22 protein-coding genes are annotated in these 25,153 nt (G+C 65.8%); 12 read left to right on the top strand and 10 right to left on the bottom strand.

The annotated features are described in order from the left end of the window. Positions 1–12: 12 nt before the first annotated feature. The 4 genes from KF871_RS08795 to KF871_RS08780 form a co-directional block, all read right to left on the bottom strand. A complete protein-coding gene (locus tag KF871_RS08795) occupies positions 13–2,517 on the bottom strand; it encodes a PAS domain S-box protein (RefSeq protein WP_291140840.1) in 2,505 nt (834 codons plus the stop codon). A gap of 58 nt (positions 2,518–2,575) precedes the next feature. After that, positions 2,576–3,427 (bottom strand): sulfurtransferase, encoded by an 852-nt coding sequence (locus KF871_RS08790; RefSeq protein WP_291140837.1) that lies wholly within the window; start codon positions 3,425–3,427, stop codon positions 2,576–2,578. A gap of 63 nt (positions 3,428–3,490) precedes the next feature. Next, entirely contained in the window at positions 3,491–4,381 is an 891-nt protein-coding gene (locus KF871_RS08785) for a DMT family transporter (protein ID WP_291140834.1), read from the bottom strand. 58 nt (positions 4,382–4,439) lie between these two features. Beyond that, positions 4,440–5,597 carry an aromatic ring-hydroxylating dioxygenase subunit alpha gene (locus KF871_RS08780; RefSeq protein WP_291140831.1) on the bottom strand — a complete coding sequence of 386 codons (1,158 nt, stop codon included), beginning with the start codon at positions 5,595–5,597 and terminating at the stop codon, positions 4,440–4,442. 262 nt (positions 5,598–5,859) lie between these two features. Here KF871_RS08780 and xseB point away from each other — a divergent pair, with 262 nt between their 5' ends. From xseB to dut, 7 genes are all read left to right on the top strand, one after another. Next, complete coding sequence (gene xseB / locus KF871_RS08775; protein WP_291140828.1) at positions 5,860–6,111, top strand: exodeoxyribonuclease VII small subunit; 252 nt, start codon at positions 5,860–5,862, stop codon at positions 6,109–6,111. Then, the gene (locus tag KF871_RS08770) at positions 6,108–7,007 is read left to right on the top strand and encodes a polyprenyl synthetase family protein (RefSeq protein WP_291140825.1); all 900 of its coding nucleotides are present in this window, start codon (positions 6,108–6,110) and stop codon (positions 7,005–7,007) included. Before xseB ends, KF871_RS08770 begins: the two co-directional genes overlap by 4 nt. A 16-nt stretch (positions 7,008–7,023) precedes the next feature. Further along, positions 7,024–8,955: a 1-deoxy-D-xylulose-5-phosphate synthase gene (dxs, locus tag KF871_RS08765; RefSeq protein WP_291140822.1), complete on the top strand. Its 1,932-nt coding sequence runs from the start codon at positions 7,024–7,026 to the stop codon at positions 8,953–8,955. Between the two features lie 175 nt (positions 8,956–9,130). Continuing rightward, positions 9,131–10,210 (top strand): TRAP transporter substrate-binding protein, encoded by a 1,080-nt coding sequence (locus KF871_RS08760; RefSeq protein ID WP_291140819.1) that lies wholly within the window; start codon positions 9,131–9,133, stop codon positions 10,208–10,210. Between the two features lie 153 nt (positions 10,211–10,363). After that, entirely contained in the window at positions 10,364–10,963 is a 600-nt protein-coding gene (locus KF871_RS08755; RefSeq protein WP_291140817.1) for a TRAP transporter small permease subunit, read from the top strand. 11 nt (positions 10,964–10,974) lie between these two features. Next, positions 10,975–12,789: a TRAP transporter large permease subunit gene (locus KF871_RS08750; protein ID WP_291140815.1), complete on the top strand. Its 1,815-nt coding sequence runs from the start codon at positions 10,975–10,977 to the stop codon at positions 12,787–12,789. A gap of 10 nt (positions 12,790–12,799) precedes the next feature. Then, entirely contained in the window at positions 12,800–13,249 is a 450-nt protein-coding gene (gene dut, locus KF871_RS08745) for a dUTP diphosphatase (protein WP_291140812.1), read from the top strand. A 35-nt stretch (positions 13,250–13,284) separates the two neighbouring features. Here dut and KF871_RS08740 read toward each other — a convergent pair whose 3' ends face one another. Next, entirely contained in the window at positions 13,285–13,824 is a 540-nt protein-coding gene (locus KF871_RS08740; protein ID WP_291140809.1) for a peptidylprolyl isomerase, read from the bottom strand. 38 nt (positions 13,825–13,862) lie between these two features. Here KF871_RS08740 and KF871_RS08735 point away from each other — a divergent pair, with 38 nt between their 5' ends. Beyond that, positions 13,863–14,993, top strand: coding sequence for a cupin domain-containing protein (locus KF871_RS08735; protein WP_291140806.1), 1,131 nt, complete (start codon positions 13,863–13,865; stop codon positions 14,991–14,993). 23 nt (positions 14,994–15,016) lie between these two features. Beyond that, positions 15,017–15,538 (top strand): hypothetical protein, encoded by a 522-nt coding sequence (locus KF871_RS08730; protein WP_291140803.1) that lies wholly within the window; start codon positions 15,017–15,019, stop codon positions 15,536–15,538. 56 nt (positions 15,539–15,594) lie between these two features. On the opposite strand, the gene bamC is transcribed toward KF871_RS08730, so the two are convergent. The 5 genes from bamC to KF871_RS08705 form a co-directional block, all read right to left on the bottom strand. Then, entirely contained in the window at positions 15,595–16,692 is a 1,098-nt protein-coding gene (gene bamC, locus KF871_RS08725) for an outer membrane protein assembly factor BamC (protein ID WP_291140800.1), read from the bottom strand. Between the two features lie 46 nt (positions 16,693–16,738). Next, positions 16,739–17,620: a 4-hydroxy-tetrahydrodipicolinate synthase gene (dapA, locus tag KF871_RS08720; RefSeq protein WP_291140797.1), complete on the bottom strand. Its 882-nt coding sequence runs from the start codon at positions 17,618–17,620 to the stop codon at positions 16,739–16,741. Between the two features lie 78 nt (positions 17,621–17,698). Continuing rightward, a complete protein-coding gene (locus KF871_RS08715) occupies positions 17,699–18,253 on the bottom strand; it encodes a bifunctional 2-polyprenyl-6-hydroxyphenol methylase/3-demethylubiquinol 3-O-methyltransferase UbiG (RefSeq protein WP_291140795.1) in 555 nt (184 codons plus the stop codon). Next, entirely contained in the window at positions 18,253–18,378 is a 126-nt protein-coding gene (locus tag KF871_RS08710; RefSeq protein ID WP_291140793.1) for a hypothetical protein, read from the bottom strand. The genes KF871_RS08715 and KF871_RS08710 overlap by 1 nt, the downstream gene beginning before the upstream one ends. Then, entirely contained in the window at positions 18,375–19,610 is a 1,236-nt protein-coding gene (locus KF871_RS08705; RefSeq protein ID WP_291140791.1) for an MFS transporter, read from the bottom strand. Before KF871_RS08705 ends, KF871_RS08710 begins: the two co-directional genes overlap by 4 nt. 154 nt (positions 19,611–19,764) lie before the next feature. Between KF871_RS08705 and KF871_RS08700 the strand changes: the two genes are divergently transcribed. Genes KF871_RS08700 through parC form a run of 3 tightly spaced genes read left to right on the top strand, consistent with a single transcriptional unit; the run spans position 19,765 to position 25,153 of the window. Further along, on the top strand, positions 19,765–21,732 hold the full coding sequence (locus KF871_RS08700; protein ID WP_291140788.1) for a DNA topoisomerase IV subunit B: 1,968 nt from the start codon (positions 19,765–19,767) through the stop codon (positions 21,730–21,732). A 19-nt stretch (positions 21,733–21,751) separates the two neighbouring features. Beyond that, complete coding sequence (locus KF871_RS08695; protein ID WP_291140785.1) at positions 21,752–22,732, top strand: glycosyltransferase; 981 nt, start codon at positions 21,752–21,754, stop codon at positions 22,730–22,732. Between the two features lie 54 nt (positions 22,733–22,786). Next, the gene (gene parC, locus KF871_RS08690; RefSeq protein WP_291140782.1) at positions 22,787–25,153 is read left to right on the top strand and encodes a DNA topoisomerase IV subunit A; all 2,367 of its coding nucleotides are present in this window, start codon (positions 22,787–22,789) and stop codon (positions 25,151–25,153) included.

Below are 25,153 nucleotides of genomic sequence, written 5' to 3'. Positions count from 1 at the left end.
TGTGGACCTGCCCTAGTCGGCGACGGGCTCGCCGAAGCTGAACCAGAACGTGGCGCCCTGACCCGGGTGGCCCTCGGCCTCGATGCGCCCGCCGTGGCGCTCGATGATGCGGCGCACGGTGGCCAGGCCGATGCCGGTGCCTTCGAACTCGGTGGCCCGGTGCAGGCGCTGGAAGGGCTTGAACAACTGCCCGACGAAGGCCATGTCGAAACCGGTGCCGTTGTCGCGCAGGAAGAAGCGGGGCGGCGCGTCGCCCTGGTCATCCACCACCACGCCCAGCGACACCTCTGCCAGCTCGCGCTGGCGCGTGTACTTGAGTGCGTTGCTGATCAGGTTCTCGAACGCGATGCGGGCCAGATCTGGGTCGACGTTGGCCAGCAGGCCGGGCTGGATGTCGACCTTCACCTGGCGCGCGGGATGCCGTGACAGCTCCATGTCCGTCACGTGGCGTGCCATTTCGCTGATGTCGATCTCGGTGCGCTTGAGCACGCCCTGGCTGACGCGGGCCAGCGCGAGCAGGTCGTTGATGATGGACGCCATGCGCTGCGAAGAACCAATCACGCGGTTGAGCAGGTCGCGAGAGTCGTCGTCGAGGCGGTCGTCGAGCTGCTCCTGCAGCAGCCGTGTGAAGCCGTCGATGGCGCGCAGAGGCGACTTGAGGTCGTGCGAGACGGAGTAGGCGAAGGCGTCCAGTTCGGCATTGAGCTTTTGCAGCTCGGCGGTGCGCTCGCGCACACGGTGCTCCAGCGACTCGTTGAGGCTGACGATCTCGCGCTCGCGGCGCAGACGCACCAGCTCGGCCTGCGCGCGGCTGGCAAAGATGGACAGCAAGGCCTCGGTGTCGGGGCGGATGTCCACCGGCTCGCGCCACATGGTCATGAGCAGGCCGACGGTCTGGCCATCGGCATCGCGCAGCGCTTGTCCAAGGTAGGCCTGGTAGCCCTGGGCGCGCAGTTGCGGCGCATTGGGGTAGGCGTTGGCCAGGCCGACGGGGCAGGTCATCAGGCCGTCTTGCTGCAGGGTATCGGCGCAAGGCGTGCCAATGACGCTGAAGGTGAAGTTGCGGCTGAGCCGGCCATCGCGCCAGACGGCCAGGGTGTCCAGTGAAGTGCCTTCTCGCACTTCGGCCACCATCACCAGCTCGGCCTGGATGGCGTCACTCAGGTGGCGCGCCAAGGCGCTGAAGAAGGCCTCGCCCGTTTCGGCGGCGACGCCTTTGGCGACCTCCAGCAGCAGCGCTTCGCGGCGCTTTTCGTCGGTGATGTTGATGCTGCTGGCCAGCACGCACGGCTCGCCGTCGATCTCGATCACCTCGGCCCACAGGCGCGCATCGACCAGCGTGCCGTCCTTGTGGCGCATGCGCGTCTCGTAGGCGTCGACATGCCCGTCGGCCTTCAGCTGGGCCACGAATTGCGCGCGTTCTTCCAGCGACAGCCACGCGCCCACCTCGACCGAGGTGCGACCCTTGAGGTCGTCGGGGCGCAGCCCTTGCACGCGGTCTTCGGCCCGGTTGACCTCAAGGAATGTGCCGTCCGACAGCCGCGTGATGGTGAGGTTCAGGGGGGCGAAGTTGAAAGCAGTGGAAAACAAAGCCTCCGAGCGGCGCAGTTTGCCCAGCAGTTCCTCGCGGCTGGTGACGTCGGTCACGGTGGAGATGACCAGACGGTCGTCGACCTCGCTGTCCATGGTGCTGGAGATCAGCGCCTCGAACACCGTGCCATTGGCACGGCGGGCCCGGCAGCGGTGCTGGTCGATGTGGCGGGTTTGCGCGAGGCGCTCGACGTAGCGTTCGCGCTCCAGCGGGTCGGCCCAGAGGAAAGTGTCCTCGCGCCCCAGCACCTGAAAGCGGCGGTAGCCGTAGCAGCGCTCGAACGCCGGGTTCACGTCCAGAATGGCGCCGGTGCGCGCCGACTGCGCAATCATCGGGCTGGGGCTGGACTGGAAGATGCGGGTGAAGCGCGCAAGGCTGCGGTCGCGTTCCTGCTCGGTCAGGCGGCGCCGTTCCAGCTCGGCACGAACGCGGTCCAGCGCGCGCTGGTTCACTGCGCGGCTGTGCATCACGATGAGCCCGACGACCACCAGTGCGGCACTTTGCGTGACCCACACCCGCCATGTCACAGAGAAGTCGGGTGTCTGCCCGAAGCCACCGTGCGTTTCGATCGCGATCAACACGCCCAGCAGCAGGATCAACCCCAGTACCACCGCCACCATGGCGCGGCGACCGAGGAAGATGCCGGCGCCCACGACGGCGCCCACGAACAGGAAGTTCACGGCGGTGCGCACCGACCCGTAGGAGATGACCGAGAAGGTGGCGGTGGCGATCACGCCCAGCACCACGATCAGGGCCACAACCTCCGGCATCAGTTTGCGAAGACGCAGCGCGAGCCAGCTCGACCAGGCAATGACGGTCAGCAAGGTGGCGACTGGCGCCTCGCTGCTGCCGGCTGGCGCCAGAAACAGGTCGAGAAACAGCACGACGAGCGATGCCACACCGATGGCGGCGCACACCGCCATCATGGTGTTTCTCAATTCGACCGATGCCGGAACTTCGACATGCACCGGCGTGCCCGCCGGCTCAGCCTCTTGCACGCGGCGTGCCCTCGGTATTGCACCAGGCGCTCCAGCTGCCTGGATAGAGCTGCGAGCCGCTCAGGCCAGCGATTTCCATGGCCAGCACGTTCGGCAAGGCGCTGACACCGCTGCCGCAGTGGTGCACCACCGTGGCGGGGTCGCGCCCGCCCAGCAGGCGCAGGAACTCGGCGCGCAACTGCTCGGCGGTTTTGAAACGGCCATCGGCCTGCAGGTTGTCGCCGAAGGGGCGATTCAGGGCGCCAGGGATGTGGCCGGCCACGGGGTCCAGCGGTTCGACCTCGCCGCAAAATCGGGCTGCCGCGCGTGCGTCGATCACCGTCGTGTCGGCACGCCCGAGGCGCGCCAGCAAAGAGGCGGTGTCCACCGGTGAGGTCAACGCGGGTTTGAACTGGAAGTTACCCGGTGCCGGCAGGGCCGTCGGACCGGATTCAATGGCGCCGCCGGCCGCCTTCCAGGCGGGCAGGCCACCATCGAGCACGGCCACCGCGTCGTGCCCCGCCCAGCGCAGCATCCACCACAGTCGTCCGCAGTAGTTCGCGCCCTGGCGATCCAGCACCACGACCTGCGTGCCTTGATTCAAACCCAGTCTGGCCAGCGTACCTGCGAAGACCTGAACATCCGGCAGCGGGTGGCGCCCCTCGCTGGCCGGGCGGGACTTGTCGCTCAGGTCGTGGTCAAGGTGTACGTACAGAGAGCCCGGCAGGTGTTCGCGCTCGAACTGCGCGCGACCGGCGCCCGGGTCACTGAGATCGAAGCTGCTGTCAAGCACCAGCACCGGGGTGCCGGCGTTGCGCAGGGCCATCAGCTCGGATGGCTGGATCAGGGTCGAGTACATCGCGGCATTGTGTCGCACATCTGTACACACCGTTGGCGCGCTACCTGTCAATGTCTGCAGTTCTCAAGGCTCCTCGGGCGGACTTTGCGGCATGCTGCGTGCGCGCAGCACCGTGGCGGTGATGCCGCTGACCACGATCAGGGCCATGCCCGCCCAACCAATCAGGGGCAGTTGATCGCCAAACAAGGTGACGCTGTAAAGGGCTGCAAACACGATGCCCGAATACTGCAGGTTGGCCACGACCATGGTGGCGCCACTCGAATAGGCGCGGGTCATGCAGATCTGGCCGAACACGGCCAGCAAGCCAATGGGCAACAGCCAAAGGGCGGTCGGCCAGCGCAGCGGGCTCATGCCGACAAAAAGCATGCCAATGGCACCCGCCACCAAAGCGCCCAGCGAGAAATAAAACACGGTGCGCGATTCCGGCTCACCCGCTTTGGCCAACGCCGCGACCTGCAGGTAGGCCAGGGCGGCGAAGAGGCCCGACATCAGGCCGACCAGCGCGCCGGTGGCCTGCTCGGGGTTGAAGCTGGGGCGAAGCAGCATGGCCACGCCGGCAAAGCCGGCCAGCACGGTGAGGAACAGTGGCGCCTGCTGGCGAATGGGGCTGCCGCGCCCTTGCACCAGCACCGCACCGCCCAGCAAGAAGGTGGCGATCCAGACGCTGCTCATGTAGTTGAGCGTCATCGCGGTGGCCAGCGGCAGCACGCCAATCGCAAAGAACCAGGCCGTCAGCGAAACCGTGCCAACGATGCTGCGCCAGACGTGCATCATCGGCACGCGCGTGCCCAGCGTCACCCCTTGCCAGCGCGTCAGGCCCCAGAGAAAGAGCATGCCCACGAGGCCGCGGTAGGCCACCACCTCGAAGCTGTTGAAGTGGGCCGACGCGTACTTGATGCACACGCCCATGCTGGCAAAGAAGAAGGACGCGAGCAGCATCCACAGGGCCTGCATGGATCAGGCCCCGGCTGGTCGAGAACTGGTGGCGGGCGGAAAGAAGATCGTGCTCCGTTCAGCCTGAAAAGGCCTTGCCCATCTTCTGGCGATACCACTCGTGGAAGTGCTGCATGCCGTCTTCCATCGGGCTCTGGTACGGGCCGACTTCGTTGTCACCTCGCGCCAGCAGCGCCTTGCGGCCCGCGTCCATGCGCTCGGCGATCTCGTCGTCCTCGATGCAGGTTTCCATGTACGCCGCGCGTTGCGCCTCGACGAATTCGCGCTCGAAAGCGGCGATGTCCTCGGGGTAGTAGAACTCCACCATGTTCAGCGTCTTGTCGACGCTGATCGGGTGCAGCGTCGAGACGGTGAGCACATGCGGGTACCACTCGACCATGATGTGCGGGTAGTAGGTGAGCCAGATGGCGCCGTGCTCGGGCAGCTTGCCCTGGCGGTAGTTCATCAGCACCTCGTGCCAGCGCTGGTAGGTGGCGCTGCCGGCCTTGCTGCCCAGGTTCTGCGCGCCCACCGTCTGCACCGAGTACTCGGGCTTGAATTCCCAGCGCAGGTCGTCGCAGGTAACGAAGTTGCCCAGCCCCGGATGGAACGGGCCAACGTGGTAGTCCTCGAGGTAGACCTCGATGAAGGTCTTCCAGTTGTAGTTGCACTCGTGCAGTTCAACGTGGTCCAGCACCATGCCCTCGAAGCTGAGCGCCTGGCGTGGACCCATGTGGGCCAGGTCGGCCTCGATGTCGCGGCCGTTGTCCTCGAACAGCAGCCCGTTCCACTCGCGCAGGCGGTAGTTGTTGAGGTTCAGGCAAGGGTCATGGTCAAAGTGCGGCGCACCCAGCAGCTCGCCAGCCTTGGCGCCTTGGGGGGCGTTCATGCCGCTGTAGGTCCAGCGGTGCAAGGGGCAGACGATGTTGCCGCCGGCGTGACCCGGGCGCTCGATACCGAGGTTGCCGCGACCCTTGAGCATGATGGCCTGGCGGTGGCGGCACACGTTGGACACCAGCTCGATGCCCGAGCGGGTGCGCACCAGGGCGCGGCCTTCGCCTTCCTGGGGCAGGGCGTAATAGTCGCCCAGTTCGGGAACCGATAGTGCATGCCCCACGTAGCGGGGCCCGCGCTGGAAGATCAACTCCAGCTCGCGCTGGAACAGCGCCTCGTCGAAGTAGCTCGACACGGAAAACTGGCTTTTGGCCTGCTGCAGTTGAAGACTCAAATCAGACATGGCGTCCTGGACCTGAAGACTCCCCCTATGAAGGGGCAGGTGGGGCTGTTGCCAGCCCCCAGCGCTGTGCTCGTCAGACGAATTCGCGCGGGATGGGTGAAGTGGTGCGTCCCTCCGGACCCGAAAGGTCCGTCGTTTCGAAAAAAAAGAGGCCGGATTGTACCCGCGGGGGGAAGCACTGCAGGGTGGTGTGGTGGGGGTACCCCGCTAGAATGACCGGTTTGTCACGGGCCCCGCTTGACGGGCCCGGCACCTTGCGCCCATGTCCACCTCGTCCGCACGCACTTCCAAGGCAGCCACCGTCCCGGTGGCCGACAGCTACGAAGCCGCATTGCAGGAGCTCGAAGCCCTGGTGGCCCAGCTCGATGCCGGCCAATTGCCACTGGATCAGTTGCTGCAACGTTACCAACGAGGTGCCGAGTTGCTGGCCTTTTGCCGCGAGCGCCTTCAGGCGGTTGAACAGCAGATTCAGGTTTTCGAGGCAGGGCAGACCAAGCCGTGGGACGGCGCATGAACGCGCCCGACATGACCTCGTTCGTGGCCTGGCGCGCGGCGCAGCAGGCCTTGGTGGAATCGGCCTTGTCGGCCTGGGTACCCCAGGACACACCGGCGGGTCTGGGCGATGCCATGCGCTATGCCGTGCTCGATGGGGGCAAGCGCTTGCGCCCCTTGCTGGCATTGGCCACCTGCGAGGCCGTGCAGGGCCATCGGCCGGCGGCGATGCGCGCCGCCTGCGCACTGGAACTGATCCACGCCTACTCGTTGGTGCACGACGACATGCCATGCATGGACGACGACGTACTCCGACGTGGCAAACCCACGGTGCACGTGAAGTTCGGTCAGGCGCAGGCGCTGCTGGCGGGTGATGCCCTGCAGGCCCTGGCGTTCGAGATTCTGGTGCCCGGCGACCCCGAGATGCCCGACGCGCTGGGAGCGCGCCTGTGCAGGCTCCTGGCGCGCGCCGCAGGCGCTGACGGCATGGCTGGAGGCCAGGCCGTCGACCTGGCCAGCGTCGGCCTGGCCTTGGGGCTTGCCGAGCTTGAGGCCATGCACCGTCGCAAGACGGGGGCGCTGCTGCAGGCCAGCGTGACCATGGGCGCCGCCACGGGCCAGCCGTCCGAAGCTGCGCAGGCGGCCCTGGCCGAATTCGGTGCCTGCCTCGGTCTGGCTTTTCAGGTGGTGGACGACATCCTGGATGTGACCGCCGATTCCGCCACGCTGGGCAAGACCGCGGGCAAGGATGCGGCGGCCGACAAGCCCACCTTTGTTTCTCTCATGGGGCTCGCGCCGGCACAGCAATACGCGGACACGGTGCTGTGCCGCGCCCACGACGCGCTGGATCGCTCGGGCCTGGCCGAACCGGGCACCCTGCACGCCTTGGCCGATTGGGTCGGGCAGCGAAGCTCCTGAGGTGGAGAACCGTCACATGGATCCGAAGAAGAACCCGTCACAGCAACCCGAGTCGACCACGCTGCTGGAGTCCATCGGGCTGCCGGCCGATCTGCGCCGACTGCCGCGTGCGCAATTGGGGCCGCTGGCCAACGAGTTGAGGCAGTTCCTGTTGCACAGCGTGGCCCAAACGGGTGGACACCTCAGCTCCAATCTCGGTACGGTTGAGCTCACGATCGCACTGCACTATGTGTTCAACACGCCCGACGACCGCCTGGTCTGGGACGTTGGCCATCAGACGTACCCGCACAAGATCCTGACCGGGCGTCGTGCCGGTATGGCGAGCCTGCGGCAGTTGGGCGGCATCAGCGGCTTCCCGCGGCGAGACGAGAGTGAGTACGACACCTTCGGCACGGCGCATTCGTCCACCAGCATCTCGGCCGCGCTGGGCATGGCCATGGCCGCCAAGGCCAAAGGCGAAGCCAGACGCAGCGTGGCGATCATTGGCGATGGCGCCATGACTGCTGGGATGGCCTTCGAGGCGCTCAACAATGCTGGTGTGTCGAACGCGCGCCTGCTGGTCGTGCTCAACGACAACGACATGTCGATTTCGCCGCCGGTGGGTGCGCTCAACCGCTACCTGGCGCAGCTCATGAGCGGACAGTTCTATGCCGCCGCGAAGCACGTGGGCAAACAAGTGCTCAAAGGAGCGCCGCCCTTGTTCGAGCTGGCCAAACGGTTTGAAGAACATGCCAAGGGCATGGTCGTGCCGGCCACGCTGTTCGAAAAATTCGGGTTCAACTACATCGGCCCCATCGACGGTCACGACCTGGACTCGCTGGTTCCGACGCTGGAGAACATCCGCAACCTGCTCGACAACGACGAGGGGCCGCAGTTTCTGCATGTGGTCACCAAGAAAGGGCAGGGCTACAAGCTTGCAGAAGCCGATCCGGTGGCTTATCACGGCCCTGGCAAATTCGACCCTGCGGTGGGGCTGACCAAACCGGCGAAGCCGCCCAAGACCACCTTCACCCAGGTGTTCGGGCAGTGGTTGTGCGACATGGCAGCGGCAGATCAGCGCCTGGTCGGCATCACGCCCGCAATGCGTGAAGGCTCCGGCATGGTGGAGTTCGAGCGCCGCTTTCCCGATCGCTATTTCGACGTCGGCATCGCCGAGCAGCACGCGGTGACCTTTGCCGGCGGGCTCGCCTGCGAAGGGCTCAAACCGGTGGTGGCCATCTACTCCACTTTCCTGCAGCGTGCGTACGATCAATTGATTCACGACGTGGCACTGCAAAAGCTGCCGGTAGTGTTTGCACTGGATCGCGCGGGACTGGTGGGCGCGGATGGCGCTACCCATGCGGGTGCCTATGACATCGCGTACCTGCGGTGCATCCCCCATGTGTCGGTGGCTTGTCCGGCAGACGAAGGCGAATGCCGGCAGTTGCTGTCCACCGCGTTCGCCCAGGATCACCCGGTCGCCGTGCGCTACCCGCGCGGGGCCGGCGAAGGTGTGGTTCCGCCCACAGCGCTGGAAGGTCTGCCCTTTGGCAAAGGCGAGCTGAGACGCAAAGGGCGCGGCGTGGCCATTCTGGCTTTTGGCACGCTGCTGTATCCCAGCCTGGCCGCCGCAGAACGGCTGGGTGTGAGCGTGGCCAACATGCGTTGGGCAAAGCCACTCGACATCGAACTGCTGCGCGAGATGGCGGCCAGCCATGCTGCCATCGTCACCGTCGAAGAGGGCTGTGTCATGGGTGGCGCCGGCAGTGCCGTGATGGAGGCCCTGCAAGCCGAAGGACTGACCTTGCCGGTGCTGTCGCTCGGACTGCCCGACGTGTTCATCGAGCACGGTGACCCGGCCCAGCTGCTGAGCCTGCAAGGACTCGACGCGGAGGGCATCGAGCGCTCGGTGCGCGAGCGCTTTGGCGCGCTGCTTGATGGTGCATCGGGGTTGAAGGCCGTGGCCTGAGCGTGTTTGGATGGTCTGCTGGCTGACAGAAGCCTGAACGGTGGTGCGGGTTAGCCCGTGCTTCAAGGGAAAACCCGCAAGGGGGGGCGAAAGCCCCTTCCTAGAATGCCCAGGCCGCTTTGGCAACCGCTGCCTCGCAGCGGGACAAGCAACACAACCACGGAGTCAAACCAACATGGATCGTCGTTCCCTCATCAAGCACGCGGGCATCGCGGGCGTGCTCGCCGCAGGCGCGGCCCCTGCCGTACATGCGCAGGCTGCCATCCGCTGGCGCCTGACCTCCAGCTTCCCCAAGGCACTGGACACCATCCACGGCGCCGCAGAGGTGTTCGCCACCGCCGTGAAGACGATGTCCGGCGGCAAGTTCGACGTGACCGTGCATGCACCTGGCGAACTGGTGCCCGCATTCGGTATCGTGGACGCGGTTCAGGCCGGCACCGTTGAAATGGGCCACACCGCGCCGTACTACTTCTTCGGCAAGGACCCCACGTTCGCCATGGCCACCGCCATTCCGTTCGGTCTCAACAGCCGCCAGCTCACCGCCTGGATGTACGACGGCAATGGCATGAAGCTGTTCCGCGAGTTCTACGACCAGTACAACATCGTCAACTTCCCGGGTGGCAACACCGGTGCCCAGATGGGCGGCTGGTACCGCAAGGAAATCAAGAGCGCGGCCGACATCAAGGGCCTGAAGATGCGCATTGGTGGCTTCGCCGGCAAGGTGCTCACGCGCATGGGCGGCGTGCCGCAAAACATCCCCGGCGGCGAAATCTATCAAGCGCTCGAGAAGGGCACCATCGACGCGACGGAATGGGTCGGACCGTACGACGACGAGAAGCTGGGCTTCTACAAAGTGGCCAAGAACTACTACTACCCCGGCTGGTGGGAAGGTGGCGCTCAGCTCGAGTTCTACGTCAACAAGGCGGCCTACAACGGCCTGTCGCCCGACAACAAGGCCATCGTTGAAGCCGCTGCTTCGCACGCCCACGTGGTCATGCAGGCTCGCTACGACGCACGCAACCCGGCGGCCCTCAAGCGCCTAGTGGCCAACGGCGCCAAAGTGCTGGCCTTCCCGAAATCGGTGATGGATCTGGCCTTCAAGGAGTCGATGGCGGTGTATGCCGAACTCAACGACACCAACCCGAACTGGAAGAAGATTTACGCCGACTACTCGGCCTTCCGTCGCGACCAGAACCTCTGGTTCCGCTTCACCGAAGCGCAGTTCGACCGCTACATGCAGTCGGCCAAGCTCTAAGCCCCGGTCGATCGCATCTCGCCCCGCCTCGGCGGGGTTTTTTTCTGAGGCATGTCCGTTGTCAAAGGCGTCAGTCAGCCAACAGCTGACCAAACCTTTGGCCGGCTAGACTGCCGGGTTTGCCACCCGGCGCTCCCACTACCTGGGGTCTCCATGAAAGCCCTCCTCTCACTCTCCGCCCTTATCGATCGCCTCAACGAGCTGGTCGGTCGTCTCATGATGTGGTTCGTGCTGGCCGCGACGCTCATCAGCGCAGGCAACGCCATCGTGCGCAAGCTGTTTGGCGTCAGTTCCAACGCCTGGCTTGAGGTCCAGTGGTACCTGTTTGCTGCAGTGTTCATGCTGGGCGGCGGCTATGCGTTTCTGCGCAATGTCCACGTTCGCATTGACTTCCTGTCTTCCAAGTTCAGCGCGCGCACGCGCAACTGGATCGACATCATCGGCATCCTGGTGTTTCTGTTCCCTCTTTGCGTACTGATGTTCCGCGAAGGTTGGCCCGTCTTCATGCGGGGCTGGGAGTCGGGCGAGGTGTCTTCGAACGCGGGCGGCCTGATCCGTTGGCCCGTTTACCTGCTCATTCCGGTGGGGTTCGCCGTGCTCATGGTTCAAGGTTTGAGCGAGCTCATCAAGCGGGTGGCCTTCCTGACCGGAAGCGCGCCTGATCCTCTGGCTCACAAGGAGCCGGATGAAGCCGAGCAATTGATGGAAGACATCGCACAGGCCGAAGCCGTCGGCATTCACAACAAGGCCTGAGCGAGCGCGCCATGATTGAACTCATCACCCACCAGTTTGTCCCGCTGCTGTTCGCGGGGCTGTTGATATTCCTGTTGTCCGGCTTTCCGGTTGCCTTTTCGTTGGCTGCCACCGGATTGTTCTTCGGCTTCATTGGCATGGAGATCGGCCTCTTCCCGCCGGGACTGTTCCAGGCCCTGCCATTGCGCGTGTTCGGCATCATGCAGAACGAAACGCTGCTGGCCATTCCCTTCTTTACCCTGATGGGGATCATCCTAGAGCGAAGTCGCATGGCAGAAGACCTCCTGGCCACGGTGGCCCAGGTCTTCGGGCCGGTACGCGGTGGCTTGGCGGTTGCGGTCGTATTGGTGGGTGCCTTGCTGGCTGCCACCACGGGCGTTGTGGCGGCGGCCGTGATTTCGATGGGGCTGATTTCCCTGCCCATCATGCTTCGCTATGGCTACAACCGCACCATCGCCACGGGCACGATCACGGCATCGGGCACCCTGGCGCAGGCCATCCCGCCTTCGCTGGTGTTGATTGTGTTGGCCGACCAGTTGGGTCGTTCCGTGGGTGACATGTATGCCGGCGCACTGTTGCCAGGCCTCATGCTCGTGGGCCTGTACCTGGTGTTCATCGCCATCGTGGCCGTCGTGCTGCCCAAATGGGTGCCCGCCTTGCCCAAGGAGGCGCGCATCTACACCGAATCCAACGGCGCGTCGGGTCATGTGTCTTTGCTGCTTCTCTTCCTGATCTGCGGCGCTGCCAGCTGGCTCTGGAGTCAGAACCACGAGGCCATCATCAACCCGTTGATCGGGCGCGAAATTGCACCTGGTGGCGACGAGGTGGTGATCATGTCGATCACCGTGGGCTCGTTCCTCGCGCTGGGACTGGCGCTGATCAACAAGCTGTTCAGGCTGGGTCTGCTTTCGCGCCTGGCCGAGCAGGTGACCTTCGTTCTGATCCCGCCGCTGGTGCTCATCTTCCTGGTGCTGGGCACCATCTTCCTGGGTTTGGCAACGCCGACCGAGGGCGGCGCCATGGGCGCGCTGGGCGCCTTCATCATGGCCGGCGCACGTCGTACGCTGACCATGAAGGTGATGCGCGAAGCCCTGGAGAACAGCACGCGTTTGTCGATCTTCGTGCTGTTCATCCTGATCGGCTCGACGGTCTTCAGCTTCACATTCAACGCAGCCGACGGTCACGTCTGGGTCGAGCACCTGTTCGACAAGCTGCCCGGTGGTCAGCTGGGCTTCTTGCTGGTGGTGAACTTCCTGGTGTTCGTGCTGGGCATGTTCATCGACTTCTTCGAAATCGCGTTCATCGTGATTCCGCTGCTGGCGCCCGTGGCCGAACGTCTGGACATCAACCTGATCTGGTTCGGTGTGCTGTTGGCCATGAACATGCAGACATCCTTCCTGACGCCACCGTTCGGGTTTGCGCTGTTCTACTTGCGCAGCGTGGCCGCGCGTCAGGACTACACCGACAAGGTCACGGGCAAGCTGATTCCTGCGGTAACAACGACGCAGATCTACAAAGGCTCCATCGCCTTCATCGTGCTGCAACTGATCATGGTGGCAGTCATCCTGTTCAACCCTGAACTCGTGACGGGCAGCCTGACCAAGCAGGTCAAGCTCAACAACGAAGAGGTTCGCGATCTATTGCTCGACATGGCGCCTCCTTCGGAGGGCGGCTACGAGGGCATGGGGGCCCCGACGCTGGGTGGCGATGCGCCGGCCGAAGGTGAAAGTGCAACGCCAGGACTGGAACCACCCAAAGACGATGCGGGCAAGGAAGAAGACCCGATGAAGGCGATGCAGGACGCCATCAAGAACGAAAACAAGTGACCGTGTTGCCGTGAACATTGACGTCAAGGTTCTCGATCCGCGCATGGCGGATCAACTCCCCCAGTACGCCACGGCGGGCAGCGCGGGCCTGGACCTGCGCGCCTGCCTGGACGGGCCGCTGACATTGCAGCCCAACGCGTGGCAATTGGTGCCGACTGGCCTGGCGATCCACCTGGCCGATCCCGGTTACGCGGCCATGATCCTCCCTCGGTCTGGCCTGGGGCACAAACATGGCATCGTGCTGGGCAACCTGGTCGGCTTGATCGACAGCGATTACCAGGGGCAGCTGATGGTGAGCGCGTGGAACCGAAGCGGGGTTGCGTTCACCATCGAGCCCATGGAGCGCATCGCCCAGATGGTGATCGTGCCGGTGGTGCAAGCCCGGTTCAATCTCGTCGACGAGTTCTCAAGCTCAAGCGAACGCGGCGCCGGCGGCTACGGCTCTACCGGTCGAGGTTGACGCAGGCGCCTTGTCTGGCGCCTGCATTCCCAGACTCAGTGCAAGGTGGGGGGCACCGGAGGTGTCGACGACGGGTCGTCCACGTCGAGCTGGGTGCGGAAGAAGCCTGCGCCCAGGGAGCCCTCGCCGATCTCGTCCATGGTGGCTTCACGCACCGCATGCACCTTGATATGGATGCGGATGGCAATGCCCGCCAAGGGGTGGTTGCCATCCAGCACCACGTGGTCCGGGTAGATATCGCTCACGAAGTACAGCCGATCGCGCGGTGCGCTCGGATTGCAGCCTGGCGGCAGCCCCTCGAACCCCATGCCTTCTTCGAGCTGCTCGGGAAATCGGTCGCGCGGCTCCAGAAACAGCAGGCGATCGTCGTAGTCGCCAAAAGCATCAATGGGCTCCAGGTGCAGATCGATCAGGTCACCGGCCTCGTGGCCCTGCAGTGCGTCCTCGATCTTGGCCAGCAGATCGGTGCCACCGACCAGAAACTCCACCGGCTCGTCGAGTTCGTCGAGCACTTCACCCAGGGTGTCCTTGAGTGTCCAGGTGAGTGCCACCACGCATTGGGGCGAGACCGCCATGCGATTTTGATCCTTGGATTTCATCCGACAATTCTCCCATGAGCACACGCATCGACGCACCGCTGGATTTGCTGAACGGCCTGACCCCCTCCGCCTTCATGCGCCGCCACTGGCAAAAGAAGCCATTGCTGATCCGCCAGGCCATTGCCGGATTCAAGCCCCCGGTTGACCAGCGCGCATTGTTCGAGCTGGCATCGCGAGAGGGCGTGGAGTCGCGCCTGATTGCCAGGTCTGGCGAAAGCTGGAAGGTGCGCCACGGTCCATTCGGCGCGCGGGCGCTGCCTCCGCGATCGCGCCCCGCTTGGACGCTGCTGGTGCAGGGCGTCGATTTGCACGTGGACGCGGCACATGCGCTGCTGCAGCGGTTTCGCTTCGTCCCCGATGCCCGTCTGGACGACCTCATGATCTCCTGGGCGAGCGATGGGGGGGGCGTGGGCCCGCACTTCGACAGCTACGACGTGTTTCTGCTGCAGGCGACGGGCAGGCGACGGTGGCGCATCGGACGCCAGACCGATCTGAGCCTGCGCGAGGGCGTGCCGCTGAAGATCCTCAGCCATTTCGTGCCCGAGCAGGAGTTTGTGCTGGAGCCCGGCGACATGCTGTACCTGCCGCCACGCTGGGCGCACGACGGCGACGCCATCGGCGGGGACTGCATGACCTGCTCCATCGGTTTTCGTGCGCCGAACGCGGGTGGACTGGCCGAAGAACTGTTGCAGCGCCTGGCCGACGACATCGAGGACGGTCGCCTCTACGTCGACCCCTCTCAGCCCGCGACCGAATCACCGGCGCGCATGCCGCCCGGTTTGCGGCAATTCGCCATGGATGCCCTGCAGCGCGCGCTGGCCCAGCCGCAGTCTCTGGACCTGGCATTGGGCGAGGTGTTGACGGAGCCCAAGCCATCCACCTGGTTTGATGAGCCTTCAACGGCGTGGGTGCCTGGCGGCTTGCACCTGGACCGTCGCACCCGCATGATGTACGACGATCGCCACGTGTTCATCAACGGTGAAGGGTTTCGCGCAGGTGGTGCGGATGCGCGCCTGATGCGCAAGCTGGCAGACCAGCGGGCCCTGTCCGGGCGAGATGTTCTGCGGTCGAGCGAGGGCGCTCAGGCACTCCTGAAAGACTGGTTCGATGCAGGGTGGGTGAGACTGGCGCCGGACGAGCGTTGATGGCCCCTGATGGAGGAAAGCCGATGGCCGATTCAGACCTTGAGAAGGTGCCACCCGCGATACCGGAGCTGCCCGAGGGGCGGCTGGTCGGGCGCCTGGCATTTGAGGGTGTGGTGCGCGATGCGATGGCGGCGGCAGGTGGGCAGGCCTGGAACCTGATCATCCTGGCCGATGACGATTTCGCGGACTGGCCTCTGGGCGAGCGCAGCGTGATCGATGGTCTGAACGCCTGGGCGCACCAGGGGCGCCGCATGCGCCTGATGGCGCGCGATTTTCAGGTCATGGCGCGCAAGCATCCGCGCTTTGTGCAATGGCGAACGACGTGGTCGCACCTCATCGAAGCCCACGCGGTGCCCCATGCGTCTGCGCACGAGCTGCCCAGTGCCATCTGGACGCCGGGCTGGACGATGGAGCGCCTGGACCCCGTGCATGGCGTCGTGGTGGCCGAGCGCAGCGCCGAACGTCGCGTGGCACTGCACGAGCGCCTGGACGACTGGTGGGCCAAGGGTCGACCCGGTTTTGCCGCGTCGACGCTGGGGCTGTAGCGGCCGCAGCGGTCGAAGTGATCTGCTGTGCCGATGCGCCACTGGCGCAACGGACCTCAGTTGAGGTCGGCGGCCAGCAACTGGGCGATGCGCTGGGCCGTGCCCGTGGCGTCGGTGTTGCCCTGACCGTCCAGCACCTTCACCGTGGTGAGCTCGCCCGCCGTCTTGACGACGATGCGGTAACGCTGCGGCTTGGCTTCCTTGGCTTCGGCGCCGAACATGCGGCTGAAGAAGCCTGGCTTCTCGCCGGTGACCGGCTCGACATAGCGCACGAAGTAGGTGCCTTCGCTGCGGTTGCGGTCTTCGACGGTGAAGCCGCTGCGGTCGAGCGACAGGCCGACGCGACGCCAGGCACGGTCGAAGTTGTCGTTGAACTGCACCGCGGGCTGGTTGTCCACCGTCACCACGCGCGCGTTCGAGCGGGTGGGCGCTGTGGCCGCCACCGACTGTGCCTGGGCTTCACTCACGCCCAGCTTGACCATGAGTCGGCGAAGGAATTCGGCCTCGAGCTCAGGGTCGGCCGGGCGGGGCTGCCACACCGTCGAGTCCTTCTCGCGGTTGGTGTAGACCTCGGCCATGCCGCGGTGGGTCACGTAGATTTCGGTGCCGCCATTGGTATTGCGCTCCAGACGGGTGCGGAACTTGTCGCGCTCGCCAGTCGAGTACAGGCTGTCGAAGAGTTTGCCGATCGTTGAGCGGATGATGTCCTGCGGAATCTTGGCGCGGTTTTCCGCCCAGTCGGTTTCCATGATGCCCAGCGTCTCCTGATCGACGTCGATCAGGAAGCCGTTCTCCTGCCAGAAGTCGCGAATGGGGCCCCACAACTGGGCCGGTGGGCGGTCGACCACCAGCCAGCGTTGCGAGCCGGCGCGTTCGATGCGCACATCGCCGACCTGGACCGGCGCCGTGCCTGCGCCAGGTGCATTGGCGCCCGCGGTCTGGCTGGTCTGGTAGCCGCTGGCGGTCACCGCCGCGCCGGGCACCACGTAGCGAGAGTCGCGGTTGAGCTGGGTCAGATCCGGCGGGACGTCCAACGTGCTGCCGCGCTCCGCGCTCTTGTAGTCGATCTTGTCTTCCTTGAGGATCGAGCAGCCCGTGACCAGCAAGGCGGCGCAGGCCACAAGGCCCAGGCGGTAAAAGGTGCGAACGGGCATGGCGGAAGGGCGCTTCGGCATGGCAGAGGAATGGGTAGGGGGAGGGTCAGCCCAGCAGGCCGGCGTCGCGCAAGGCGGCCTCGACCTGCGGTACAAATTGCCGGGACATGGGCGTGAGCGGCAGGCGCATGGTCTCGCCGCACAAGCCCATGCGGGCCATGGCCCATTTGAGCGGAATCGGGTTGGACTCGCAAAACAACTGCTTGTGCACCGGCATCAGGCGCAACTGGATGGCCATCGCCGTCTTGGCGTCGCCGGCCACGGCCGCCACGCACAACTCGTGCATGGCCCGCGGTGCGACGTTGGCGGTCACGCTGATGTTGCCGTGACCACCACAAAGCATGAGCGCCACGGCGGTCGGGTCATCGCCTGAGTAGATGGCGAACCCTTCGGGTGCTTCGCGAATGAGCCACTGGGCGCGCTCGATGTTGCCGGTGGCTTCCTTGACGCCGACGATGCCGGGCACGGTGGCCAGGCGCAGCATGGTGTCAACCTGCATGTCGGCCACCGAGCGGCCGGGCACGTTGTAGAGCACGATGGGCAGATCGCCCGTGGCCTCAGCAATGGCCTTGAAGTGCTGGAACTGGCCTTCTTGCGTGGGCTTGTTGTAGTAGGGCACGACCTGCAGCTGGCAGTCGGCACCGACCTCGCGCGCAAAGCGGGCCAGGTTGATGGCCTCGGCCGTGGAGTTGGCGCCGCAGCCGGCCATGATGGGCACGCGCTTGTTGGCTTGCTCGACGGACACGCGAATGATTTCGCAGTGCTCGTCGACCGAGACCGTGGGCGATTCACCCGTGGTGCCCACGACGCCGATGCAGTCGGTGCCTTCGGCAATGTGCCAGTCGATGAGTTTGCGCAACCCCGCGTAGTCGACGCTGCCGTCGGGGTTCATGGGTGTGGCCAGGGCCACGATGCTGCCGGTGATCATGTGCTGGGCATATCGTTGTGTCAGCGTGGCGCCACCGCCTGCGCTGGGTGCCCTTGTCGGGCGAGGTAACGGCGCATTCTACCCAGCGGCATCCAGTCGATGACGCGGCGGTGCAGCACCGTCGGAACGGATCTCGCGCACCGCCGCCAAGCGCTGCACGAAGCGATCGGGGCCTTCGCAGAAGCCGTCCTCGTAGGCCACCACCCGCAGACCCTGGGCCAGGGTGAGCAGTTCCCCTGGGCGCAGCAGGAAGTCGGCGCGCGACGGACGGCCCACGCTGGCGTGGTCGATCGCAAAGGTTTCGTAGATCAGCGCGCCACCGGGCGCCACGCTGTCCAGAATGGCCGGCATCAAGGGGCGCCACAGGTAGTTGGTGACCACCACGCCGGCAAAGCGCTCGCCGGCCAATGGCCAGGGGCCGTTCTCGATGTCGGCCTGCAGTGCGCGGCCCACGGACCGCACCGCCGCGATGGCTTCGGGGTCGCGGTCCACCCCACACACCGAGTGACCATGTTGCGCGAACCATTTCAAGTGCCGCCCGTGGCCGCAGGCCACGTCCAGCACCGTGCCTTGCGCCGGCACCAGGTGCGACCAGCGCATCACCCACGCCGACGGGGTTTCGGTGCCGTGCATCAGAAGCAGCTCCAGAGCTGATCGGCCAGGTTCACCAGAAAGGCGGGGCGCTGGTACAGGGCAAACGTGGCCAGCAGGCCCGCCGTCACGGCGGCCCACACCAGCGCACGCCGGCGCGTCGTCATGCTGCCGCCACCACGCGTTGCGGCCCGCGTTCGATGGGCGTTTCGCGCACCGGAAGGTTGACCAGGCCGGCAAATACGCCCAGGGCAATCGCGATGTACCAGACGATGTCGTAGCTGCCGGTCTGGTCGTAGAGCAGGCCGCCCAGCCACACGCCCATGAAGCTGCCGATCTGGTGGCTGAAGAACACGAAGCCACCCAGCATGGACAGGTGCGCCACACCAAAGATCTGCGCCACGGTGGCGTTGGTGGGTGGCACGGTCGACAGCCACAGCACCCCCATCACGGCAGAGAAGACGTACACGCTGGTCGGCGTGAGCGGCGCCCACAGAAAGATCGCAATGGCCACCGCCCGCGCGAAGTAGATGAAGGCCAGGATGTGACGCTTGGCCATGCGCTGGCCCAGCGTGCCCGCGGCGTAGGTGCCGATCACGTTGAACAGCCCGATGAGCGCCAGCGCGTAGCTGGCCACCTGGGGCGAGAGGCCATGGTCCTTGAGGTAGCTCGGCATGTGCACGCCGATGAACACCACCTGGAAGCCGCACACGAAGTAGCCCGCCATCAGCAGCTGGAAGCTGCGGTACTTGAAAGCCTCGCGCAGTGCCTGCCCAATGGTCTGCTCGCGATGCGCTGCGGCGCTGCCACCAAAACCGGGCTCACGCAGGCCAATGGCCAGTGGTGCGATCAGCAGTACCAGCACGGCCGCCACCAGCAGTGCCGATTGCCAGCCCAGCGCCTGGATCAGCCAGCCTTCGACCGGCACCATCAGGAACTGCCCGAACGAGCCGGCGGCCGCCGCCACGCCCATGGCCCAGGATCGCTTCTCGGCCGGAATCTGGCGGCCGATGACGCCGTAAATGACCGCGTAGGTCGTGCCCGCCTGCGCCGCACCAATGAGCACACCGGTGGTCAATGCAAATGTGAACGGCGTGGTGGTCAGCGCCATGCCACTCAAGCCCAGCCCGTACAGCACGGCGCCCACGATCAACACCTTGAATGCGCCGAACCGGTCGGCAGCCATGCCGGCAAAGATGCCGAACAGGCCCCAGGCCAGGTTCTGGATGGCCAGCGCGAATGCGAAGTTCTCGCGCGTCCAGCCCTGGGCCTGGGTGATGGGCTGCAGCCACAGGCCAAAGCCGTGGCGAATGCCCATGGAGAGCGTGACGATCAGGGCGCCGCAGAGCAGCACCTGCGTGGCGGACAGGCGCGGCGCGCCAGGGGTCGGGGTGGTCATGCGCGGATTGTGCCCGGGGGCCTGCCTGCGCGATGTCGCCCGGGCGGATTGCACCCTTGATATTTGTGCCCGTTTTTATTGCGCGCGGCGCATTGCCACCATGGCTGTGATTTTGTCCAGTGGTTTGGCCTGCGCGCGCCTACAATCCGCGCCCATGGCAAGCAACCCTTCCTCGTATTCCGAAGGCTCCATCCGCGTCCTCAAGGGGCTGGAGCCTGTCAAGCAGCGGCCGGGCATGTACACCCGCACCGACAACCCGCTGCACATCATCCAGGAGGTGCTGGACAACGCCGCCGACGAGGCGTTGGCGGGGTTCGGCAAGAAGATCCGCGTCACCTTGCACACGGACGGATCGGTGAGCGTGGAGGACGAAGGCCGCGGCATTCCGTTCGGCATGCATCCCGAAGAAAACGCGCCCGTGGTCGAGCTGGTGTTCACGCGGCTGCACGCGGGCGGCAAGTTCGACAAGGGCAAGGGTGGCGCCTACAGCTTCTCGGGGGGCCTGCACGGTGTGGGCGTGAGCGTGACCAACGCGCTCTCGAAGCGACTCGAAGTGACCAGCCACCGCGACGGCCAGGTGGCGCGCCTGGCGTTCTCGGGTGGCGACGTGACCGAGCCGCTGGTGGTCGCAGCGCGCGGCGAGGGCGATCGCAAGCAGGGCACCACGGTGCGCGCGTGGCCCGACGCCAAGTACTTCGAGTCTTCGGCCCTGCCGATGAACGAGCTGGTGCATCTGCTGCGCAGCAAGGCTGTGCTCATGCCCGGCGTGAGCATGCAGCTCGTGGTCGAAAAGACCAAAGACACCCAGACCTGGCAGTACAAGGGCGGCCTGCGCGATTACCTGCAGCAGACCCTCACCGCCGACCCGGTGATTCCCATGTTCGAGGGCGAAGGCTTTGCCGAGGTCGGCCACGACAGCTTCGCCGAAGGCGAGGGCGCCAGCTGGTGCGTGGCCTTCACCGAAGACGGCTCACCGGTGCGCGAGAGCTACGTCAACCTCATTCCCACCAGCGCTGGTGGCACACACGACAGCGGTCTGCGCGACGGCCTGTTCCAGGCTGTCAAGAGCTTCATCGAATTGCATGCCTTGTTGCCCAAGGGCGTGAAGCTGCTGCCCGAGGATGTGTTCGCTCGCGCCTCGTATGTGCTCAGCGCCAAGGTGCTCGATCCGCAGTTCCAGGGTCAGATCAAGGAGCGCCTGAACTCGCGCGACGCGGTGCGGCTGGTGTCCAGCTACGTGCGCCCTGCGCTGGAGCTCTGGCTCAACCACCACGTCGACTACGGCAAGAAGCTCGCCGAGCTGGCCATCAAGGCCGCGCAGACGCGCCAGCGCGCGGGCCAGAAGGTCGAAAAGCGCAAGGGCAGCGGCGTGGCCGTGTTGCCCGGCAAGCTCACCGACTGCGAGAGCCGCGACCTGAGCCACAACGAGATCTTCCTGGTCGAGGGTGACTCGGCTGGCGGCAGCGCCAAGATGGGCCGCGACAAGGAGTGCCAGGCCATCCTGCCACTGCGCGGCAAGGTGCTCAACACCTGGGAGGTCGAGCGCGACCGGCTGTTTGCCAACAACGAGATCCACGACATCGCGGTGGCCATCGGTGTTGACCCACATGGCCCCAACGACACACCCGACCTCAGCGGCCTGCGCTACGGCAAGGTCTGCATCCTGTCCGACGCCGACGTCGACGGCTCGCACATCCAGGTGCTGCTGCTCACGCTGTTCTTTCGCCACTTTCCCAAGCTCATCGAGGCCGGCCACGTGTACGTCGCCCGTCCGCCGCTGTTTCGGGTGGACATCCCGGCGCGCGGCAAAAAGCCCGCGGCCAAGGTCTATGCGCTTGACGAGGGCGAACTGCACGCCACGCTCGACAAGGCGGCCAAGGAAGGCGTGGCCGCCGAGAAGTGTCAGGTGAGCCGCTTCAAGGGCCTGGGCGAAATGAGCGCCGAGCAGCTCTGGGACACCACCCTCAACCCCGACACGCGGCGCCTGCTGCCGGTGGTGCTGGGCGCACACGACTTCGCCACCACCGAGGCGCGCATCACCCAGCTGATGGGCAAGGGCGAGGCGGCCGCGCGGCGCGAGCTGATGGAGCTGCACGGCGACGCCGTGGAGGTCGACATCTGATCGCCACATCGGGCGGACCATGCGGGTATTGCTGATTTATCCCACGCGCGTGCCGGTGTTCGCCTATGGCGGCACCGAGCGCGTGATCTGGGACCTGGCCAAGGGCTTGGTGGCGCTCGGACACGAGGTGACCCTGATGGTGTCGCCCGGCTCGAGCTGCCCGTTCGCGCGCGTGATCGAGGTCGATGCCAACCGACCCCTGCTGTCGCAAATGCCGCGCGGCGAGTTCGACATTGCGCATTTCCAGTTCCGCCCCGACGAAACCCCCGACATGCCCTTTGTGGTGACCGAGCACGGCAACACCAAGCGCGAAACGCCGTTTCCGCTGAACACCGTGTTTCTGTCGCGCAACCACGCGCAGCGCTACGGGGCGCAGACCTTTGTGCACAACGGCCTGGACTGGGACGCCTACGGCCCGGTCGACCCGGACCTGCCGCGCGTGCACCACCACTTTCTCGGCAAGGGCGCCTGGCCGGTCAAGAACCTGCGCGGGGCCATTCGCGTAGCCCGCCTGGCAGGCACACCGCTGGCGGTGCTCGGCGGGCGGCGGCTGAACCTGTCTCGCACCTGGCGCTTCACGCCCTGGCCCTCCATCCGCTTTCACGGCATGGTCGGCGGCGAGACGAAGTTCCGCTTGCTCAACCAGTCGCGCGGGCTGATCCTGCCGGTGCGTTGGCACGAGCCGTTCGGCCTGGCCGTCATTGAAAGCCTGTACTTTGGTTGCCCCGTGTTCGCCACGCCCTATGGCGCCTTGCCGGAGCTGGTGTCGCCCGAGTGTGGCGTGCTCGCCGCCGACGCGCACGTGCTGGCCAACGCGGTGCGCCAAGGTGGCTTCTCCGCCGAGGCCTGCCAGGAGCGCGCACGCCTTCACTTCAACCACCTGCGCATGGCGCGCGGCTATGTCGAGCAATACCAGCGCGTGCTCGACGGCGAATCGCTCAATGCCACGCAACCCGTGCTCAAAGGCAACGGCCACGCGCTGCTGCCCTGGCGCAACTGACGCCATCACCCGTCTGCGTGCCCCACCCGACGCCCCGACTTTCGATGCGAATCCATGAGCTCTGATCTGTTCTCTCCCCCCAGCGATCCGCCTGTTGCCGAACCCGACGACAGCCTTGCCAGCTACGCCCAGCGCGCCTACCTCGAATACGCGCTGTCCGTCGTGAAGGGCCGCGCGCTGCCCGATGTGTGCGACGGCCAGAAGCCGGTGCAGCGGCGCATCCTCTACAGCATGGACCGCATGGGCCTGAGCTTTGGCGGGCCCAACAACAACACAGCGGCGCGCCCGGTCAAAAGCGCGCGCGTGGTGGGCGACGTGCTGGGCCGCTTTCACCCGCACGGCGATCAGGCCGCATACGACGCGCTGGTGCGCATGGCGCAGGACTTTTCGCAGCGCTACCCGCTGATCGACGGCCAGGGCAACTTCGGCTCGCGCGATGGCGACGGTGCCGCGGCCATGCGCTACACCGAAGCGCGCCTGGCGAAGATCAGCACGCTGCTGCTCGACGAGATCGACCAGGGCACGGTGGACTTCGTGCCCAACTACGACGGTTCGACGACGGAGCCCAGGCAGTTGCCCGCGCGCCTGCCCTTCAACCTGCTCAATGGCGCCAGCGGCATTGCGGTGGGTCTGGCCACCGAGGTGCCCAGCCACAACCTGCGCGAGGTGGCCGACGCCTGCGTGGCGCTGGTGAAGAACCCCAGGCTGGGCGACGACGAGCTGTTGGCGCTGGTTCCCGGCCCCGACTACCCGGGCGGCGGGCAGATCATCAGCCCGGCCGGTGACATCGCCGATGCCTACCGCAGCGGCCGCGGCAGCCTCAAGGTGCGTGCGCGCTGGAAGATCGAAGACCTGGCGCGCGGCCAGTGGCAACTCGTGGTGACCGAGCTGCCGCCCGGCACCAGCTCGCAGAAGGTGCTCGAAGAGATCGAAGAACTCACCAACCCCAAGGTCAAGACCGGCAAGAAGGCGCTCACGCAGGAGCAGAACCAGCTCAAGGCCAGCGTGCTGGCTGTGTTGGACGGCGTGCGTGACGAGTCGAGCAAGGACGCGCCGGTGCGGCTGGTGTTCGAGCCCAAGAGCAGCCGCATCGAGCAGTCCGAGCTCATCACCCAGTTGCTGGCCCACACCAGCCTGGAAACGTCCGCACCGATCAACCTCACGGTCATCGGCATCGACGGCCGGCCGGTGCAGAAGTCGCTGCGGCAGATGCTGGTCGAGTGGATTGAGTTCCGCCAGACCACCATCACCCGGCGCTCACAGCACCGCCTGAACAAGGTGATGGATCGCATCCACATCCTCGAGGGGCGGCAGCTGGTGCTGCTCAACATCGACGAGGTGATCCGCATCATCCGCCACAGCGACGAGCCCAAGGCCGCGCTGATCGAGCGCTTCCGCCTGAGCGACCGTCAGGCCGAGGACATCCTTGAAATCCGCCTGCGCCAGTTGGCCAGACTCGAGGCCATCAAGATCGAGCAGGAACTCAAGGAGCTGCGCGAGGAGCAGGGCAAGCTCGAAGACATCCTGGCCAACCCGGCCAGCCTGCGCCGCCTCATGGTCAAAGAGATCGAAGGCGATGCCAAGACCTTTGCCGATGCGCGCCGCACGCTGATCCAGGCCGAGAAGAAGGCCGTGGCCGAGATCAAGGTGGTGGACGAGCCGGTGACCGTGGTGGTGTCCAGCAAGGGTTGGGTGCGCGCGCGCAGCGGCCACGGGCACGAGGCCTCGGGCTTTGCTTTCAAGGCCGGCGATGGTCTCTATGGCACCTTCGAATGCCGCACGGTGGACACCCTGATCGTGATGGGCAGCAACGGGCGCGTGTACTCGGTGCCCGTGGCCAGCCTGCCGGGCGCGCGCGGCGACGGCCAGCCCATCACCACGCTGATCGACCTGGAAAGCGGCACGCAGCCGTTGCATTACTTCGCTGGCCCGGCCAACGCGGCGCTGCTGCTCTCCAGCAGCGGCGGCTACGGCTTCATCGCCACGGTCGAGTCGATGATCTCGCGCCAGAAAGGCGGCAAAACCTTCCTCAGCCTGGGCGAAGGCGAGACGCCGTGTGCACCGTCGCACGCGGCCTTCTCGTCGGGCGCGCAAGCGTTGCCCCCGGCCACGCACGTGTGCTGCGCCTCCACCGGCGGGCGCATCCTTACCTTCGAGATCGGCGAGCTCAAGCAGATGGACAAGGGCGGGCGCGGTCTGATGCTGATCGACCTCGAAGCCAAGGACACGCTGGCCGGCGCCGCCGCCTACACCCGCAGCGTCAAGATCGAGGGCATCGGCCGCGGTGGCAAGGAACGCGACGAGACGCTGGAGATCCGCAGCCTGAACAACGCGCGCGCCGCGCGCGGTCGCAAAGGCAAGGCGGCCGACCTGGGCTTCAAGCCCAATCGCGTCACGCGGGTCGACGCGCGGGCTGAATAA

The organism is Hydrogenophaga sp. (assembly GCF_019635465.1).
Lineage (GTDB): Bacteria > Pseudomonadota > Gammaproteobacteria > Burkholderiales > Burkholderiaceae_C > Hydrogenophaga.
The sequence above is the reverse complement of the archived record's forward strand: the minus strand, read 5'-3'. Positions and strand labels throughout refer to the sequence as shown.